Source organism: Rhodococcus sp. DMU1 (assembly GCF_012272955.1).
GTDB lineage: Bacteria > Actinomycetota > Actinomycetes > Mycobacteriales > Mycobacteriaceae > Rhodococcus > Rhodococcus aetherivorans.
Genome location: NZ_CP050952.1, coordinates 3,989,599 through 4,004,940 on the forward strand (window position 1 = coordinate 3,989,599; position 15,342 = coordinate 4,004,940).

General features: G+C 71.2%; 14 protein-coding genes. 5 read left to right on the forward strand and 9 right to left on the reverse strand.

Annotated features, from left to right (window positions below; genetic code table 11):
* Nucleotides 1-39: 39 nt before the first annotated feature.
* On the forward strand, nucleotides 40-1,101 hold the full coding sequence (locus HFP48_RS18415; protein ID WP_168579849.1) for a MerR family transcriptional regulator: 1,062 nt from the start codon (nucleotides 40-42) through the stop codon (nucleotides 1,099-1,101).
* 95 nt (nucleotides 1,102-1,196) lie between these two features.
* On the opposite strand, the gene HFP48_RS18420 is transcribed toward HFP48_RS18415, so the two are convergent.
* Together HFP48_RS18420 and HFP48_RS18425 are read right to left on the reverse strand one after the other, a co-directional pair.
* Nucleotides 1,197-1,859: a response regulator transcription factor gene (locus HFP48_RS18420; protein WP_006934956.1), complete on the reverse strand. Its 663-nt coding sequence runs from the start codon at nucleotides 1,857-1,859 to the stop codon at nucleotides 1,197-1,199.
* Nucleotides 1,856-3,130 (reverse strand): ATP-binding protein, encoded by a 1,275-nt coding sequence (locus tag HFP48_RS18425; protein WP_006934957.1) that lies wholly within the window; start codon nucleotides 3,128-3,130, stop codon nucleotides 1,856-1,858. The genes HFP48_RS18420 and HFP48_RS18425 overlap by 4 nt, the downstream gene beginning before the upstream one ends.
* Nucleotides 3,131-3,263: 133 nt before the next feature.
* Here HFP48_RS18425 and HFP48_RS18430 point away from each other — a divergent pair, with 133 nt between their 5' ends.
* Both HFP48_RS18430 and HFP48_RS18435 read left to right on the forward strand, forming a co-directional pair.
* Nucleotides 3,264-4,583, forward strand: a complete 1,320-nt coding sequence (locus HFP48_RS18430; RefSeq protein WP_168579850.1) for a PspC domain-containing protein — start codon at nucleotides 3,264-3,266, stop codon at nucleotides 4,581-4,583.
* The gene (locus tag HFP48_RS18435; protein WP_006934962.1) at nucleotides 4,576-4,809 is read left to right on the forward strand and encodes a hypothetical protein; all 234 of its coding nucleotides are present in this window, start codon (nucleotides 4,576-4,578) and stop codon (nucleotides 4,807-4,809) included. Before HFP48_RS18430 ends, HFP48_RS18435 begins: the two co-directional genes overlap by 8 nt.
* 54 nt (nucleotides 4,810-4,863) lie before the next feature.
* Here the strand turns inward: HFP48_RS18435 and guaA are convergent, their stop codons facing one another.
* The 4 genes from guaA to guaB all read right to left on the reverse strand — a co-directional run bounded on the left by guaA (nucleotide 4,864) and on the right by guaB (nucleotide 11,153).
* A complete protein-coding gene (guaA, locus tag HFP48_RS18440) occupies nucleotides 4,864-6,435 on the reverse strand; it encodes a glutamine-hydrolyzing GMP synthase (protein ID WP_006934964.1) in 1,572 nt (523 codons plus the stop codon).
* Between the two features lie 48 nt (nucleotides 6,436-6,483).
* The gene (locus HFP48_RS18445) at nucleotides 6,484-8,217 is read right to left on the reverse strand and encodes a GMC family oxidoreductase (protein ID WP_029544781.1); all 1,734 of its coding nucleotides are present in this window, start codon (nucleotides 8,215-8,217) and stop codon (nucleotides 6,484-6,486) included.
* 199 nt (nucleotides 8,218-8,416) lie between these two features.
* Nucleotides 8,417-9,556, reverse strand: a complete 1,140-nt coding sequence (locus tag HFP48_RS18450) for a GuaB3 family IMP dehydrogenase-related protein (RefSeq protein ID WP_006934969.1) — start codon at nucleotides 9,554-9,556, stop codon at nucleotides 8,417-8,419.
* A gap of 73 nt (nucleotides 9,557-9,629) precedes the next feature.
* Complete coding sequence (gene guaB / locus HFP48_RS18455) at nucleotides 9,630-11,153, reverse strand: IMP dehydrogenase (RefSeq protein ID WP_029544783.1); 1,524 nt, start codon at nucleotides 11,151-11,153, stop codon at nucleotides 9,630-9,632.
* Nucleotides 11,154-11,442: 289 nt separating this feature from the next.
* Between guaB and HFP48_RS18460 the strand changes: the two genes are divergently transcribed.
* The gene (locus HFP48_RS18460) at nucleotides 11,443-11,853 is read left to right on the forward strand and encodes a DUF5319 domain-containing protein (protein ID WP_006934975.1); all 411 of its coding nucleotides are present in this window, start codon (nucleotides 11,443-11,445) and stop codon (nucleotides 11,851-11,853) included.
* A 67-nt stretch (nucleotides 11,854-11,920) separates the two neighbouring features.
* Here HFP48_RS18460 and HFP48_RS18465 read toward each other — a convergent pair whose 3' ends face one another.
* The 3 genes from HFP48_RS18465 to HFP48_RS18475 form a co-directional block, all read right to left on the reverse strand.
* Nucleotides 11,921-12,988 (reverse strand): anti-sigma-D factor RsdA, encoded by a 1,068-nt coding sequence (locus HFP48_RS18465; RefSeq protein ID WP_044476137.1) that lies wholly within the window; start codon nucleotides 12,986-12,988, stop codon nucleotides 11,921-11,923.
* A complete protein-coding gene (locus tag HFP48_RS18470) occupies nucleotides 12,981-13,559 on the reverse strand; it encodes a sigma-70 family RNA polymerase sigma factor (RefSeq protein ID WP_029544787.1) in 579 nt (192 codons plus the stop codon). The genes HFP48_RS18465 and HFP48_RS18470 overlap by 8 nt, the downstream gene beginning before the upstream one ends.
* A 121-nt stretch (nucleotides 13,560-13,680) precedes the next feature.
* The gene (locus HFP48_RS18475) at nucleotides 13,681-14,523 is read right to left on the reverse strand and encodes a hypothetical protein (protein ID WP_006940032.1); all 843 of its coding nucleotides are present in this window, start codon (nucleotides 14,521-14,523) and stop codon (nucleotides 13,681-13,683) included.
* Between the two features lie 523 nt (nucleotides 14,524-15,046).
* Between HFP48_RS18475 and HFP48_RS18480 the strand changes: the two genes are divergently transcribed.
* Nucleotides 15,047-15,340: a WhiB family transcriptional regulator gene (locus tag HFP48_RS18480; protein WP_029544792.1), complete on the forward strand. Its 294-nt coding sequence runs from the start codon at nucleotides 15,047-15,049 to the stop codon at nucleotides 15,338-15,340.
* Nucleotides 15,341-15,342 lie beyond the last annotated feature (2 nt).

The window sequence follows — 15,342 nt, forward strand, 5'->3', positions numbered from 1 at the left end:
GCTTGACCTTCGGGTCGGCCGAAGCTCGATGATGGGGCCGTGACCACCTCCCCAGACCTGATCACGATCGGCACCATGGCCCGGCTCAGCGGGCTCACCCCGGGAGCGCTGCGGTTCTACGGCGACTGCCGGCTGCTCGTGCCCGCCGTGGTCGATCCCGTCACCGGCTACCGGTACTACACGGTCGACCAGCGCGAGCGAGCGGTGACGATCCGTCAGCTCCGCGAACTCGACGTCCCGCTCGACGACGTCGGCCGGATCCTCGACGGCGATGCCGAGTCCGGTGCCGCGCTGCTCGACGAACACGTCGCCGAGCTGCATCGCCGGGCCGAGCGCGCGACCCGGCTGGCCTCCGCCGTCAAGGCCCGCCTCGTGACGCCGCCGACGGTCGTCGTGCCGGGCCGGCTCCTCGCCGACACCGTCGAACGCGTCCTTCCGTCCGTCGCCACGGATTCGGAAATCCCTTGTCTGACAGGCATTCTCGTTGAGGTCGACGCCGGGGCGGTGGTCCTGACGGCGACGAACCGTTACCGGCTGACCACCGGCTCGGTGACGGCCGCGGCCCGCACCGGGAACCCGTTCCGCACCGTCGCCGACGGCTCCGCGCTCCGCGGGACCGCCGCGTGGCTGCGGGAACACGAGAACGTCGGCCTGGCCCTCGACGACGACTCGGGCGCGCTCACCCTCACCGGCGCGGACGGCGGGCGGCACCGCTGCCCGGCCGTCGGGGGCACCTTCCCCGACTACGGCAGCATGCTCGCCGCCCTCGACCCACCGGTCACGCGGGTGATCGTGCACCGCGACGCCCTGGCCGGGGCCGTGCGCGACGCCGCGGCCGGCACGATCGACCTGCGCGTGCGGGCGGCGGCACTCACCGTCGGCCACCGGGGGCACGACCGCGTGCTGCCCGCCGACGTCACCGGCGCCGACCTGGATCTCTCCTTCGACCGGGACGGGCTGGGAGCCGCCCTCGACACTGCCGTCGGCCCGGAGGTGCTGCTGGACATCGCCTCCTACGACCGGCCCGTCGTGATCCGTTCCGCTGCCGCCGGCGACCTGACCACCCTGGCCATGCCCGTCCGCCGAGAAGAACACCCGTGACCGCGACCCGACCATGACCGCCGTCGCCGGGGTGATGACCGCGGCGGCGCTCGCGGCCGGATCGACCGAGCGGCTGCCCACGCACGGAACTCCGGTCAGTCGATCCGCCGCCGGTGCGCCCACCGGGTGAGCGCATTGCGGTTGGACTGCTGGGTCTTGCGCAGCACGTTCGACGCGTGCGTCTCGACGGTCTTGACCGAGATCACCAGTTCCTCGGCGATCTCGCGGTAGGTGTAGCCGCGCGCCAGCAGGCGCAGCACCTCGAGCTCCCGGGGGGTGAGCGAATCGAGTTCGGGGTCGAGCGGCGGCTCGGGGACGCTCGAGCGGCCGGTGAACGAGTCCAGGACGAACCCGGCCAGGCGCGGGCTGAACACCGCGTCCCCGCCGGCGACGCGGCGCACCGCGTCGGCCAGCTCGGCCCCCGAGATGGTCTTGGTGACGTAGCCGCGGGCGCCGGCCCGGATCACCGCGATGACGTCCTCGGCGGCGTCGGAAACGCTCAGCGCCAGGCACACCGGGCCCTCGGTGATCCGCCCGAGCACCGCCACCCCGCCCCCGTCGGGCATGTGGACGTCGAGCAGGACCACGTCGGGGCGGGTGGCATCGATTCCCGCGACCGCTTCCGCGACGGTGCCGGCCTCGCCGACGACCTCCATGTCGCTCTCCCGGCCGAGTTCGGCGCGCACCCCCGACCGGAACACGGCATGGTCGTCGACCAGGAACACACGGAAACGGCGGGAGGCGTCGAGTGACGTCAAGTGGGCTGCTCCTCTGGATGGGCGTCGGTGCCCTCCCACTCTAGGGTCGTCGTCCGCTCCGGTCCGGCACCGGCACGGGGCATGTGGATGCGGATCTCCGTGCCCTTGCCCGGGTTCGAGCGCACACCGACCCGGCCGCCGCGACGCTCCACGCGACCCCGGATCGAACGGGCCAGGCCCTGCCGGTCCTCCGGCACCGCGGATTCGTCGAAGCCGACGCCACGGTCCCGGACGAAGACGCTCACCTGTTCGGGTTCGACCTCGACGAACAGGTCCACGCTGTCCACCCGCGCGTGCTTGGCCGCGTTGACCAGTGCCTCCCGGGTGGCGCCCAGCAGGGCGGTGAACGACTCGGCGGTCAGGTCCTCGTCGTCGCCGGGCACCACGTCGCCGACGATCACCGGCGCCACCGAGACCCCGTACTGGTCCTCCACCTCGCCGGCGATGGTGCGCAGCGCCTCGGCCAGGCTGGTGTGCGGGGTCTCGCCGCCGCCGAACAGCCAGCGGCGCAGCTCGCGTTCCTGGCTGCGCGCCAGGCGCAGCACCTCCTGCGAGTTGTCGGCCTGCTTCTGGATCAGGGCGAGCGTCTGCAGCACCGAATCGTGCAGGTGCGACGCGATCTCCTCGCGTTCCTCGTTGCGGACGCGGGCGGCGCGTTCCTCCTCGAGCGCGCGCCACATCCGCACCCACAGCGGCACCGACAGCAGGCCGGCCCCGACCAGCGTCACCAGCACCGCCAGCACCGACGAGCGCAGGGCCGCCACGTCGACCTGGGCGAGGATCACGACACCGAGCCCGAGCACGATGAGCGAGGCGCCGCCGACCACCCGCGCCCAGGTCAGCACCGTCGGGCGGGCGGGCAGGCCCAGCACCGAACGCGGTCCCTCGGCGTCGAACTCGCGCCAGACCAGCGCGGCGCCCACCGCCACCACGACGACAGGCGCGATCACCGAGCCCACACCGCCGTTGAGCAGCCACGAAAGCCCCACGGCCAGGCCCAGTCCGATGACCGCCAGGCCCAGCGCCCGGCGCCGCTCGGTGGGCGACGGCGGTTCGGTGTCCGAGCCCTGCGGCGTGAGCGCCCACAGCAACCCGTAGGCGACGATGCCGAGACCGGCGAGCGCCGCCAGGACCGTGAACGCCACCCGCACCTTGAGCACGTCGACCCCGAGGTGGTCGGCGAGACCACCGGCCACGCCGCCCACGACCCGGCCGCCGACCCGGCGCTCGAGGCGGGGGGTGGGCAGGTGCGGGTAGGGAACCGGCTGCATACCTTCGATACTGGCACGCGCACCCCGCCCCGGGCATCGGGGACGAACCCTGAGCCGGCGGCCGCGCGCAGCGGCAGAATTCAGGGTCGGTCCCTGATGTGCGGCGGGGCGGCGGTCGAGAAGGATGTGCAGCATGAACACGCGAAGCTTCCCCGAGCAGCTCTCGGACATGTGGCGCACCCGTCCGGTCCGGCTGCCACGGCAGGGCCATGTCGCCGGGGTGTGCGCGGGCATCGGCGTGCGGTACGACGTGGATCCGGTGCTGATCCGCGTGGCGTTCGTGGTGTCCACGTTCTTCGGCGGCGCCGGCCTGGTGCTGTATCTGGCGTGCTGGCTGCTGCTGCCGCGCTACGGCGATCAGGTCTCCCCCGCCGAGTCCCTCGTCGGCCGGGGGCACAGCTCCGAATCGAGCACCAAGGCCGTGGTGCTCCTGGTGGTGCTGGCGGTCGCGGCCAGCGCCTTCGGCCCGATGGGCCCCGGGGTCGGCGGTTCCGGGTTCGTGAGCATGGTGCTGATGCTCGGCGGCCTGTGGCTGCTGTACCAGCGCCGGCCCGAACCCCCGGCGCTGCCCGGGGCGCCGCAGCTGTTCCCACAGAACCCCTTCCAGGCCCCGTTCCAGCAGAGCCAGTACCAGCAGGCGCCCTTCGCGCAGCACACCGCCGCCACCGGGCCCGCGCCGGCGGATCCGAACTTCTGGACGAAGCCGGAACCGGACTCGCCCCGGGCCGCCGGCACGGAGTCCCCCGAGGCGAACCCGGAGCCCCCGCAGGATCCGTTGCTGCAGCGCCCGACGCCGCCGTCCTGGGATCCGCTCGGCGTCGCACCGTTCGCCTGGGACCTGCCCGAGCCGGCGCCCGCGCCGTCGGTCGTGCCGGCGAAACAGCCCCGCTCACGGCTCACCACGACGGTGCTGGGCCTGGCGGTGCTCGCCGCGGCGGCCGCCGGCGCGGTGGCCTCCGCGGGTGAGGTCGCCTGGCTCACACCGGCGCGGATCGGCGCGATCGCGCTCGCGGTGATCGGACTCGGCCTGCTGTTCGGGGCGTTCCTGCACCGCGGCTACGGACTGCTGGTGGTGACGGGCCCGCTGCTCGGGTTCGTGGTGCTGGCCTCGCTCGTCGGACCGATCGACACCTCGTCGTGGGGGGAACAGCTGTACTCGCCCCGCACCGCCGCGGAACTGCAGCCGGCGTACTCGGTGCAGATGGGTGCCCTGCAACTGGACCTGCGCGGGCTCGAACTCACCGAGGACGAGACCGTCACCGTCGAGACCCGCTTCGGTGCCACCGAGATCATGCTGCCGAAGAACCTCGACGTCGACGTCGTCTGCACCGAGCGGGCCTCGAACCCGTGCGTGATGCAAGGCCTCGACGGCGGCGACGACGGCGTCGGCGGACCCGTCCTGACCCTGAACCTCGACACCGCATTCGGCAACTCGGAGGTGCGCCGTGGCTGACTTCGACACCGACCCCACCGACCCCACGACCGGCACCCGTCGGCGGGGCCCGTCGATCCTGATGCTGCTGTCCGCGATCGCGGCGCTGGCGGTCAGCGGGTGGGCGCTGATCGGGCCGTTCTCCCTCGAGCCGCTCGCGAACGTCGAATTCCGCTGGCTGCTCGTCGCGCTCGCCGTCGTCGTCGGCGCGGCCCTGGTGTTCGCGCCGGGCAAGAAGAAGCGCTGACATCCCGGAACGCACTGCGCCCTTCGGATCGGATCCGAAGGGCGCAGCCGCGTCTCACTCCCACTCGATGGTGCCCGGCGGCTTGCTCGTGACGTCGAGGACGACGCGGTTGACGTCGGGGACCTCGTTGGTGATGCGGGTGGAGATCCGCTCGAGGGTCTCGTACGGCAAGCGGGTCCAGTCCGCGGTCATCGCGTCCTCGCTGGAGACCGGGCGCAGCACGATCGGGTGACCGTAGGTGCGGCCGTCGCCCTGCACGCCCACGCTGCGCACGTCGGCGAGCAGCACCACCGGGCACTGCCAGATCTGTCCGTCGAGGCCGGCCGCCGTGAGTTCCTCGCGGGCGATGGAGTCGGCGCGGCGCAGGATCGCGAGGCGTTCGCCTGTGACCTCACCGATGATGCGGATGCCCAGGCCCGGTCCGGGGAAGGGCTGGCGGCCGACGATCTCCTCGGGCAGGCCGAGTTCGCGGCCCACCGCCCGCACCTCGTCCTTGAACAGCAGGCGCAGCGGCTCGACCAGCGCGAACTGCAGATCCTCGGGGAGACCACCGACGTTGTGGTGGCTCTTGATGTTGGCGGTGCCGGTGCCGCCGCCGGACTCGACGACGTCCGGGTACAGGGTGCCCTGGACCAGGAACTCGACGGTCTCGCCGTGGGCGGCGTTCTCGCCGAGCACCTCCGACACGGCGCCCTCGAAGCTGCGGATGAACTCGCGGCCGATGATCTTGCGCTTGGTCTCCGGATCCGTCACGCCGGCCAATTCCCGCAGGAAGGTCTCGGCGGCGTCCACCGTGACGAGCCGGGCCCCCGTCGCGGCGACGAAGTCCTTCTCGACCTGCTGCCGCTCGCCCTCACGCATCAGGCCGTGGTCGACGAACACGCAGGTCAGGCGGTCGCCGATGGCGCGCTGCACCAGGGCCGCGGCCACCGCGGAATCCACCCCGCCGGACAGGCCGCAGATGGCACGGCCGTCACCGACCTGCTCGCGGATCTGCTCGATCAGGGCCTCGGCGATGTTCGCGGCCGTCCAGGCGGCGGGGATTCCGGCGATGTCGTGCAGGAACCGGCTGAGCACTTGCTGGCCGTGCGGGGAATGCAGCACCTCGGGGTGGTACTGCACGCCGGCGAGACGGCGCGCGCGGTCCTCGAACGCGGCGACGGGGGCGCCGGCGCTGCTGGCGGTCACTTCGAAGCCGGCCGGCGCGGCGGTGACCCCGTCGCCGTGGCTCATCCACACCGGCTGCGTCGCGGGCAGGCCGTCGTGCAGGACACCGCCGGTGACGGACATCTCGGTGCGCCCGTACTCGCGGTTGCCGGTGTGCGCGACGGTGCCGCCGAGCGCCTGGGCCATGGCCTGGAAGCCGTAGCAGATGCCGAACACCGGGACGTCCAGATCGAACAGCTTCGGGTCGAGTTGCGGCGCCCCGTCGGCGTAGACGCTGGAGGGGCCGCCGGAGAGCACCACGGCGAGCGGCTCACGGGCCGCGATCTCCTCCACCGTCGTGGTGTGCGGCACGACCTCGGAGTAGACCTTCGCTTCACGGACGCGGCGGGCGATCAGCTGCGCGTACTGGGCTCCGAAGTCGACGACGAGGACCGGCCTGGACTGCTGGGTTTGCGACACCCGAACAGTCTAGAGGCCCGGTCCTCGCCCAACGAACGGCGGTTCGGGTCAGGCGACGCCGGAGGTGGAGCCGCTGCGGACCTCGACGATCGGCAGCGACAACGCGCCCGGAGCGCCCGCGGGCACCACCGGCTTCTTCGGGGCGATCGGGTCCAGCCGGCGGTAGCCCTCGCCCTGGGCGGGGCGCAGGTCCTGCTCCCCCTTGTTCGGCCACAGCGCCGCCGCGCGCTCGGCCTGCGCGGCGATCGTCAGCGACGGGTTGACCCCGAGATTCGCCGAGACCGCGGCTCCGTCGACGACGCTCAGCGTCGGATATCCGTACACGCGGTGGTACGGGTCGATGACGCCGTGCTCGGGGTCGGTCCCGATCACGCAGCCGCCGAGGAAGTGCGCGGTGAGCGGGATGTTGAAGATCTCCCCCCAGGTGCCGCCGGGGACGCCGTCGATCTTCTCGGCGATGCGGCGGGTGGCCTCGTTGCCGACGGGAATCCACGTCGGGTTGGGGTGCCCGTGGCCCTGCCGGCTGGTGACCTTGCGGCGGCCGAGCAGGCCCTTCTTGGTGTAGGTGACGATCGAGTTGTCCAGGTTCTGCATGACCAGGGCGATGATGGTGCGCTCGCTCCAGTCCTTGACGCTGAGCATCCTCCCCATCTGGACCGGGTTCCGCGCGGCCTGGCCGAGGAACTTCAGCCACCGCGGGACACGGCCGCCGCCGTCGGTCATCAGGGTCTGCAGCAGACCCATCGCGTTGGAGCCCTTGCCGTAGCGGACGGGTTCGATGTGGGTGTCCGCGGTGGGATGGAACGACGAGGTGATCGCCACCCCGCGGGTGAGGTCGAGTTCCGGATCGACGCGCATCTTGCCGGCACCGACGATCGATTCGGAGTTGGTGCGGGTCAGGTGCCCGAGCCGGTCGGACAGCTGCGGCAGGCCGCCGGTGTCCTTGAGGTGGTGCAGCAGGTGCTGGGTGCCCCAGGTGCCGGCGGCCAGCACCACGTGCCCGGCGGTGTAGGTGCGACGGTTCTTCCGCTTCCATGCGCCGGTGCGCTCGGTGTCGACGTCCCATGTGCCGTCGGCGGCCCGGCGCAGGCCGGTGACCGTGGTGAGGGGGACGATCTCGGCGCCGGCGCGCTCGGCGAGCCCGAGGTAGTTCTTCAGCAGCGTGTTCTTGGCACCGTGCCGGCAACCGGTCATGCACTCGCCGCATTCGATGCAGCCCGTGCGGTCGGGGCCGACACCACCGAAGTACGGGTCGGCGACGGTGCGGCCGGGCTCACCGAAGAACACGCCCACCGGGGTCTGGATGAAGGTGTCCCCGACGCCCATGTCCTCGGCGACGGACTTGACGATCTCGTCGGCGGGGGTCATGTGGGGGTTCTGCACCACGCCGAGCATGCGACGGGCCTGGTCGTAGAACGGGCTGAGCTCGTCGTTCCAGTCGGTGATGTGCGCCCACTGGCTGTCCTGGAAGAACGGGGCAGGCGGCTTGTAGAGGGTGTTGGCGTAGTTGAGGGATCCGCCGCCGACGCCGGCGCCGGCGAGAATGAGGACGTCGTGCAGCAGATGGATCCGCTGGATGCCGAAGCACCCCAGCTTGGGCGCCCACAGGAAGCGCTTGAGATCCCAGCTGGTCTTGGCGAAGTCCGCGTCGGCGAAGCGCCGGCCGGCCTCGAGAATGCCGACCTTGTACCCCTTCTCCACGAGCCGCAGGGCCGTCACACTTCCGCCGAACCCCGATCCGACGATGAGGACGTCGTAGTCCGTCGCGCGCTGCTCACCCACCGAAACACCTCCATGACGCTGGTTGTTACTCACCAGTATGCACAGACTCGCTGTGACCACTGCCACAAGGGTGCCCTAACTGTAACCTCGAGTTCTAGAAACCGCAGGTGGGCGCCGAAAACGGCTGTGGCCGAATGTCACATCACGTCGATCGGATCGAAGCGATGTGACATTCGGCCACAGCGGAAGAGGGGGACGGCTACGCGCGGACGGTCAGGCCCACCTTCTGGAACTCCTTGAGATCCGAGTAGCCCGACTTCGCCATCGCGCGACGCAGGCCGCCGACCAGGTTCAGCGAGCCGAACGGGTCGTCGGACGGACCGGCGAGCACCCGGTCCAGGCCCGGGCGCTCGTCGTAGGCGACCTGCAGCAGCGCGCCCCGCGGCACGGACGGGTGCGCACTCGCCGACGGCCAGTACCAGCCGCGGCCCGGCGCCTCGGCCGAGACCGCGAGCGGGGCCCCGAGCACGGCGGCGTCGGCACCGCAGGCGATGGCCTTGGCCAGATCGCCCGAGGTCTCGATGTCGCCGTCGGCGATGACGTGCACGTACCGGCCACCGGTTTCGTCCAGGTAGTCGCGACGGGCGGCGGCGGCATCGGCGATCGCGGTCGCCATGGGCACGCCGATGCCCAGCACCTCGCTCGTGGTGGTGCCCCCGGCCGTCGAGCCGTAGCCGACGATGACGCCCGCCGCGCCCGTGCGCATCAGGTGCAGCGCGGTGCGGTGGTCGCTCACACCGCCCGCGACGACGGGCACGTCCAGCTCGGAAATGAACGTCTTGAGGTTCAGCGGCTCGCTCTCGCCGTGGGCGACGTGCTCCGCGGAGATGATGGTCCCGTGGATGACCAACAGGTCGATGCCCGCCTTCACCAGGTGCGGGGTCAGCGCCCGCGCGTTCTGCGGGCTGACCCGCACGGCCGCGGTCACGCCCGCGTCGCGCACCTGCGCGACGGCGGCGGCCAGCAGGTCGGGCTGCAGCGGGGCCGCGTGGAGCTTCTGCAGGTGGGCGATCGCCGCAGCCGGGTCCGCGTCGGACTCGGCGATGCCGACGAGCCTCTCGATCTCGGCGTCGACGTCGGCGTGCCGGCCCCACAGGCCCTCACCGTTGATGACGCCGAGACCGCCGGCCCTGCCCAGCTGCACCGCGAAGGACGGCGAGACCAGCGCGTCGGTGGGATGGGCGAGCAGCGGGATGTCGAATCGGTACGCGTCGAGCTGCCAGGCCGTCGACACCTCCTTCGAGGAGCGCGTCCGGCGGGACGGCACGATGTTGATGTCGTCCAGCTCGTAGGTGCGTCGGGCGGTCCGCCCCATGCCGATTTCAACCAGGTCGCGCACGCGCGTCCCTTTCTTCTCAGGTAGATGCCCCCGCCGGACACTCCGGCGGGGGCCCGATCGCGGACTCGGTGCTCTAGCGAACCACGTAGTTCGGTGCTTCGGCCGTGATCGTGATGTCGTGCGGGTGGCTCTCCTTGAGACCCGCCGCCGTGATCTGCACGAACTGTGCCTCCTGCAGCTGTTCGATGCTGGCGGCACCGGCGTAGCCCATCGCGGCGCGCAGACCACCGATCAGCTGGTGCGTCACCTGCTGCAGCGGACCGCGGAACGGCACGCGGCCCTCGATGCCCTCGGGCACCAGCTTGTCCTCGGAGAGCACGTCGTCCTGGAAGTAGCGGTCCTTCGAGTACGACTTGGCCGCGCCCCGGCTCTGCATCGCGCCGAGCGAACCCATCCCGCGGTAGCTCTTGAACTGCTTGCCGTTGACGAGGATCAACTCGCCGGGCGACTCGGCGGTGCCGGCCAGCAGGGAGCCGAGCATGGCCGTGGAGGCGCCGGCGGCGAGAGCCTTGGCGACGTCGCCGGAGAACTGCAGGCCGCCGTCGGCGATGACCGGGACGCCCGCGGGCTTGGCGACCGCGACGGCCTCGAGGATGGCGGTGATCTGCGGGGCGCCGACACCCGCGATGACGCGGGTGGTGCAGATGGAGCCGGGTCCGACGCCCACCTTCACGGCGTCCACGCCGGCCTCGATGAGCGCCGCGGCGCCCGCCCGGGTCGCGACGTTGCCGCCGATGATCTGGACTCGGTCGCCGACCTCGGCCTTGAGCTTGGCGATCATGCCGAGCACACCCGCCGAGTGACCGTGGGCGCTGTCGACCACGAGCACGTCCACCCCGGCGTCGGCCAAGGTCATGCCACGGGTCCACGCGTCGTCGCCCACGCCGACCGCGGCGCCGACGAGCAGGCGACCGTCACGGTCCTTGGTGGCGTTGGGGTGCTGCTCGGTCTTGACGAAGTCCTTGACGGTGATCAGGCCGGTCAGGCGGCCCTGTCCGTCGACGATCGGCAGCTTCTCGATCTTGTGGCGGCGCAGCAGCCCGAGGGCGGCCTCGGCGGTGACCCCCTCCTGCGCGGTCACCAGCGGCGCCTTGGTCATGACCTCCGAGACCGGGCGGTTCTGGTCGACCTCGAAGCGCATGTCCCGGTTGGTGATGATGCCGACGAGCTGGCCGTCGTCGTCGGTGACGGGCAGCCCCGAGATGCGGAAGCGCGCGCACATGGCGTCGACCTCGGCGAGCGTGGCGGTCGGCTTGCAGGTGACCGGATCGGTGACCATGCCGGCCTCGGACCTCTTGACGGTCTCGACCTGCGCGGCCTGCGCCTCGGCGGAGAGATTGCGGTGCAGGACGCCCATGCCGCCGACGCGGGCCATGGCGATGGCCATGCGCGACTCGGTGACGGTGTCCATCGCGGAACTGACCAGCGGAACGCGGAGGCGGATGTCCCGGGTCAGCTGGCTCGACGTGTCCACCTGGCTCGGGATCACGTCCGACGCGGCCGGAAGCAGCAGCACGTCGTCGAAGGTCAGACCCAGCATGGCGACCTTGTTGGGGTCGTCACCGCCGGTATGCACGTGCCCTCCGGTACTACTCATGCGGTTCGGACCCTCCATGACGCGTCGATACGGTGCGGGCGGGTGGGCCCCGGCCCGGCAACGGTGATTACGGAACACAATGTCGTGAAAGACAATGGCGTGAGCGGTGCGCACATTCCCCGGACGCTCCGAGCAACGATGCCCTGCTCGTGGACTATCGTATCGGTTTACCGGAACAGGCACACACGCGCATCCGCACGCGTGGATCCGCCCGCGTACACCAAGCCCCGCGGGAAGTCCACGGTGTGACGGCTGGCGCAGACCCCGTCGGACTGCGTACCGTGGAGTCGTGCGTGATCAGTTGCCTCCCGGTCTGCCACCGGACCCATTCGCTGGAGATCCCGACGATCCGTCCGCCGCACTGGACGCGATCGAGCCGGGTCAGCCACTCGACCCTGCCGAACGGCTGGCCGTCGAGGAGGATCTCGCCGACCTCGCGGTCTACGAAGCGCTGCTGTCGCCGCGCGGCATCCGCGGCCTGGTGGTGTGCTGCGAGGACTGCCACCAGGACCACTACCACGACTGGGACATGCTGCGGGCGAACCTGCTGCAGCTGCTCGTCGACGGTACGGTCCGGCCGCACGAGCCGGCCTACGATCCCTCCCCCGACGCCTACGTGACGTGGGACTACTGCCGCGGCTACGCGGACGCCTCGATGAACGAGGCGCTGCCGGTCGACCCGTACGGCCTCGACTCCTAGAAGAAGCCTCCGCACGACGGGAAGGGCCCGCCGGGACGAATGTCCTGGCGGGCCCTTCCCGTCGTGCCTACGGCGAAGGCGGGGGAACGACCGTGGAAGGCGGGGGAACGACGGTGATCGTCTGGCTGATCGACTGCTGTTCGAGTGAACTCGACGGCGCCGGCGCCGAGGCCGACGCGGTCGTCGTCGGCGAGGCCGTCGGCACGGTGGTCGGCTCCGTCGTCACCGGAGCGCTCGTCGGTCCGGTTGTCGGCTCTGTCGTGACCGGCAGCGGTTCCTGGGTGGGCACCGGCTGCGACGACGTCGGCGGCGGCAGGAGATCGACGCTGGGCTCCTCGGTGGACGTCGGCGGCACGGTTCCCGTCCCGGGCGTCGTGCCGGCGATCGTGGGATCCACCGTCGACGGGGTGGTCGCAGTGGTCGGCACCGGCGCGGGAACCACCGGCGCCGACTGGGCCGGGGGGATGGGCAGCACGGGCGGGGGCGGCGGCGGAAGGAGCTGGCTCAGCTCGGTGGTGAGCCGCTGCATCCAGTCGCCCAGCTGGTCCCGCTGGCCGGCGTCGGTGACCGACCCGGAACGCTCCTGTGCCGACTGGAGCAGTTCCTGGGCGCCTTCGGTGTCGCCGACGGCGAGCCGCTGCTCGGCCTCCTGCAGTGTCGAGGCGGTGTCGATCCGGGCGACCGTCGACTCTGCCTGCTCGCTGAAGACGACCTGCTTGACGCTCCACAGCGGGTCGCCGGGTTCGGCCTGGTAGGAGACGGCGGTCGCGCCGCCCACGGCGATGGCGATCAGGGCGGCGGCACCGGCGATGGGACGGATCAGGCGAAGCTGGGTGCGGGAGCGGGACCGGCGCTCGGCGAGCGCGTCGCGGGCACCGATCTCTCGGTTGACCGCGGCGACGATCTCGTCCAGGTCCGGTTCGGAAGGAAGAGGGTCGGCGAGGATCTCGGCACGCCAGCCCGCGAGGAGCGTGGCCAGCTCGTATTCCTCGGTCGTCTCGGTGGGCACCGGTCCGTCCCCGGAGATCGCGTCGATGAGGGCATCGTCACGGCGCACTGCCGCAATGTCCACGGGGGTGCCGTCGTCGGCGAGATCGGCGAAGAAATCGTCATCCGCGCCGTGCTTCCTACCCATTTCTCTCACCTGCTCTCGTCACTTCCTTCTTCAGTCGGGCGATGGCACGGTGCTGCGCCACTCGAATGGCCCCTGCCGTACTTCCCACCGCTGCTGCCGTTTCTTCCGCGGACAGGCCCATCACGAGCCGCAGGATCAAGATCTCCCGCTGCTTCTCCGGAAGCGTGCCCAGCAGCTTCTTCATCTGCCGGCTCGTCTCCGAGTTGAGTGCCTGCTCCTCCGGACTGTCGTCCAGCGACATCGACTCGGGTACCTCCGCGACCGGGTCCGCCCGGTTGCGGGCGGCGCTGCGGTGCGCGTCGGCGACCTTGTGTGCCGCGATCCCGTACACGAATGCCATGAAGGGGCGTCCCTGGTCCTGATACCGCGGCAACGCCGTCATCACGGCCAGGCACACCTCCTGCGCTACGTCGTCCGCGGAGAGCTGGCCACGCTCCGCGGATCCGACCCGCGCCCGGCAGTACCGGACGACCAAGGGCCGGATGGTCCTCAGAACCTGAGCGAGAGCCGTCCGATCCCCCTGCGCAGCCGCAGCGACAGCGGAGTCCAACTCCTCACCCATGACAGTCATCGATTGCGCAAGTCCTGGCGTTACAAAGTGACACGACCCCCCGGCCGGGTGTGCTTCCACTCGCAGTGGAACACCCCCAGACTAACGACACGACCGGACGGAACGGACGCACGGATGACTTCTAGGCCCGGATCGTTGCGAATCTCCCGCCGCGCCGGACGATGAGGGCGGCCGACTCGTCGCGCACGCGCCGGGCCGCATCACCGCCCCCCAGTCCGTCCCACAGCATCGAAGCAGCCCAGCGGAGCGGGACCAGACCGTGCGCGGTGCTGCGATCGAGCACGTCCAGGCACAGGTCGCGGGCGGGGGTCGGATCGGACTCGCCGGTCCACGAGGCGGCCTGCAACAGGTCGGACTTGATCAGGTGCCGGACCGAACCGCTGCGCTCGGCACCTGCCGCTGCGGCAGCGGAATGACGGCGGGCGGTGGCGAAGTCCCCGGAGGCGAGCGCGGTCTCGGCGGTGACCCAGTGCAGGCGCACGCGCTGGCGCCGGAACGCCTCGGGGTGGACGCCCCCCGCTTCGTCGAGACGTGCGGCGCAGCGGTCCAGCAGCCGGGCGGCGAGCCGGAGCCGGCCGCACCCGAGCGCGTCCGCCGCCAGGCCCGTGAGGGCGTCGCAGTGAGCCTCGACGGCCCACGGGCAGTCCGCCGGCGCGCCGGCGAGCGCCGCGACCGCCCGGCCGTCGAGGACGGATGCCTCACGATGCCGGCCGAGCTGACGCAACAGCGACGCCTCGGTGCTCGTCGCGAGGGACGCGAGCGCTCCGCCGGGGCCCGTGGCGCGGCGGAGCCGGGTCAGTTCCGCCCGGGCCGCGCTGTAGCGGCCCTGCCCGCCCAGCGCGACGGCCCGGTGCCACGACGCGACGGGATCGCCGGTGAGGGGCAGGGGGAACAGGCCGGGCCGGGCGCCGAAGGCCGCCGAGGCCAGTGCGGACGCGTCGGACGGAAGGGCGATGTCGGGCACGCCCTCATGATCGCACCGCATCTCCCCCTCCCGACGCGGAGGTGGTCCGCATTCCGGGAAATATGCACCGGGGGCGCATGAATTACTCCGCACGACACTTGTGCTGCATCCGGTTGAACATTGGGTTTACGGCCTGTTAATTGCGGACATGGCGCCTGTACGCAAACCCGCGCACGCCGGGCCCGCCGACCCCGGCATTCTTGCCCCCGAGGCCCGGACGGGTGCCCTTCCGCGCCGACTGCAGGGCATATAGTCCCTGATCCGGGCTGTTCCGGGCACCGGACGGAGCCTCGAGCGGTCGAGGCGCACAACATCAAGACACAATCACGAATCGACCCCGATGTAAATATTTCGGTGGTTAATTCTCGCGGATCGGGATATGGAAATTGCCACTCCGCGAAACTGTTGACTCCATTTCGGCGGCCCCTTTACGGTTACGAAGCCTGAATAATTGCTTTGGGGGGAAAGACCTTCCGCCCACGGTCCGCTCGCCCCAGGCGAGCACGCTGCAAAGGAGTGCCCCATGCCTGCACCGAACCACTTGCCCGGACCCAACGCGGACGTCTGGGATTGGCAGATGCACGGACTGTGCCGTGGGGTGGACTCCTCGATGTTCTTCCACCCGGACGGGGAGCGTGGCCGGGCCAGGGCGCAGCGCGAGAGCCGGGCCAAGGAGATGTGCCGGCAGTGCCCGGTGATCGTGCAGTGCCGGGAACACGCTCTGGCCGTGTCCGAGCCGTACGGCATCTGGGGCGGCATGTCCGAGACGGAGCGGGAGATGTACGCGCGGCACCGACGACGGAGGGTCGCGGTCTGACC

Bases quoted from the DNA above. Each gene is read 5' to 3' on its own strand.
- HFP48_RS18425 (WP_006934957.1), bottom strand. From the start codon at position 3,130: ATGCAGCCGGTTCCCTACCCGCACCTGCCCACCCCCCGCCTCGAGCGC.
- HFP48_RS18430 (WP_168579850.1), top strand. From the start codon at position 3,264: ATGAACACGCGAAGCTTCCCCGAGCAGCTCTCGGACATGTGGCGCACC.
- guaB (WP_029544783.1), bottom strand. From the start codon at position 11,153: ATGAGTAGTACCGGAGGGCACGTGCATACCGGCGGTGACGACCCCAAC.
- HFP48_RS18465 (WP_044476137.1), bottom strand. From the start codon at position 12,988: ATGGGTAGGAAGCACGGCGCGGATGACGATTTCTTCGCCGATCTCGCC.
- HFP48_RS18470 (WP_029544787.1), bottom strand. From the start codon at position 13,559: ATGACTGTCATGGGTGAGGAGTTGGACTCCGCTGTCGCTGCGGCTGCG.
- HFP48_RS18480 (WP_029544792.1), top strand. From the start codon at position 15,047: ATGCCTGCACCGAACCACTTGCCCGGACCCAACGCGGACGTCTGGGAT.